The organism is Novosphingobium sp. CCH12-A3 (genome assembly GCF_001556015.1).
GTDB lineage: Bacteria > Pseudomonadota > Alphaproteobacteria > Sphingomonadales > Sphingomonadaceae > Novosphingobium > Novosphingobium subterraneum.
This window is the reverse complement of sequence record NZ_LSIA01000127.1, coordinates 1-1,654: the sequence shown is the minus strand read 5'-3', so window position 1 is coordinate 1,654 and position 1,654 is coordinate 1. Positions and strand designations below refer to the sequence as shown.

At 59.1% G+C, this 1,654-nt stretch carries 3 protein-coding genes and 1 pseudogene; 2 read left to right on the top strand and 2 right to left on the bottom strand.

The features are described from left to right. Positions 1-44: 44 nt before the first annotated feature. Together AX703_RS10280 and AX703_RS27340 are read right to left on the bottom strand one after the other, a co-directional pair. Positions 45-263: pseudogene (locus tag AX703_RS10280) on the bottom strand (transposase domain-containing protein); the annotation flags it as partial. A gap of 5 nt (positions 264-268) precedes the next feature. After that, the gene (locus tag AX703_RS27340) at positions 269-511 is read right to left on the bottom strand and encodes a hypothetical protein (RefSeq protein WP_062343905.1); all 243 of its coding nucleotides are present in this window, start codon (positions 509-511) and stop codon (positions 269-271) included. A 70-nt stretch (positions 512-581) separates the two neighbouring features. Between AX703_RS27340 and AX703_RS10270 the strand changes: the two genes are divergently transcribed. Both AX703_RS10270 and AX703_RS10265 read left to right on the top strand, forming a co-directional pair. Then, positions 582-773 carry a hypothetical protein gene (locus AX703_RS10270; RefSeq protein WP_062343904.1) on the top strand — a complete coding sequence of 64 codons (192 nt, stop codon included), beginning with the start codon at positions 582-584 and terminating at the stop codon, positions 771-773. After that, positions 760-1,654: recombinase family protein (locus AX703_RS10265; protein ID WP_231735483.1), on the top strand; the 895-nt coding region annotated here is incomplete at its 3' end. The genes AX703_RS10270 and AX703_RS10265, both read left to right, overlap by 14 nt.

The following is a 1,654-nucleotide window of genomic DNA, read 5'->3' as shown; positions in this document are numbered from 1 at the left end:
GCGGACCAGCGGCAGTGGGATGGCGGGGTGCGGTGTTGCGGTAGTCATGCCGCCAAGGCAGTATCGCGAGCCGCCCGCCAGCGCCATGGCAGGAGTTCGTCGATCCGGTTGATCGGATGGCTCCCGATCCGCTCGATCACATCGGTGAGCCAAGCCTCCGGTTCGACGCCATTCAGTTTACAGGTTTCGACCAGCGAGTAGAACAGCGCCGAGGCATGCCCGCCCTTGATCGAGCCGACAAACATCCAGTTGCGGCGCCCCAAGGCCATCACAGGTTCATTCTACCCATGTCGGGCAGATGGTAGAATTTCATTATCGTTGGCATCCATATTTCGGCAGGCATTTTCGGCATGAAGGCCGCGAGGATCGTGCCAGTGGTGCTATTGTCCGGGTCGCAGTTAAACCCGGCGAGATCATTCAGGTTGCGGAGTGGATGCTGGATCGGGCGTTTTGTGCCCACATGGAGATGGGCGAACCGCGCGTTTCGGTGAGCGGGCTGATAGAGCTTCACAGACTGCTAAAAGACCGTGGTTTCAGGCAACCTTCGACGGATGGCCCCATTGCCATCCAGGAGCCGCGCCATGAAGCCATCACCAGAACCCTCAACGTTACCTGTGCCGACCCCACATCAATTGAGCATGGCGCTCGATACACCGCAGATGCGGGGCCTGAGCGAGGCGGAACGAAGCGTCGTTGTCGCCAAGTTGGCGATCCTCCTGATGGCCGCAGCTGGCGTTGCGGTGAAGGAGGCGGCGAGCGATGACTGGCAATAATCTCATTCCAGCCACGGTGCTGAGCCGCAAAGCTGTGGTGTACATTCGACAGTCGACGCCTGGGCAGGTCCAGAACAATCTGGAGAGCCAGAGGCGACAATATGAACTTGTTGATGTCGCGCGTCGCTGGGGTTTCCACGATGTCGAGGTGATCGATGATGATCTTGGCCGGACCGCTAGCGGCGCTGTCGACCGCCCTGGTTTCGAACGACTAGTGAGCGGCTTGTGCACTGGCAAAGTGGGCGCTGTGCTTTGCCTCGACGCCTCGCGCCTTTCCCGTAACGGACGGGACTGGCACCACCTTCTGGAACTGTGCGGCCTGGTAGAAGCGCGCGTGATCGATCTGGACGGGATTTACGATCCTTGTCGACCGAACGATCGGCTGTTGTTGGGCATGAAGGGCAGCATCAGCGAGTTTGAGCTTGGTATTTTGCGAACGCGCATGCTCGATGCCGCACGCGCCAAAGCGCGGCGGGGTGAACTGCGCCTCAGCGTTCCGATCGGTTATCTCTGGCACCGTGATTATGGTCTGGGGCTTGATCCTGACCTGCGGGTACAGGAGGCAATCCGCCTCATCTTTTCGCGCTTCCGCGAGCTTGGCAGCGCCCGTCAGGTGCTGATTTCGCTGACCGCTGATAACTTTCATTTTCCCCGTCCGTCTGACGGACGCAAAACGGTATCCTTCGAGTGGGTCCCGGTTCGCTATCGAAGCGTAATTTCGATCCTGAAGAACCCGTTCTATGCCGGGGTCTATGCCTATGGCAAAAGCGAGAAGCGAACCGAGATCATCGATGGCAGGGCTCGCAAAAGCTACGGCCACGGCAAAGTTAGCGTCCGCGCTCGTGGTGTAATTTTCGGTGGAGATTTAGGTGCTGCTGGTG

What these genes read in the sequence shown, in the direction of transcription:
- AX703_RS10270 (WP_062343904.1), top strand. Translation starts at nt 582, where the DNA reads ATGAAGCCATCACCAGAACCCTCAACGTTACCTGTGCCGACCCCACAT.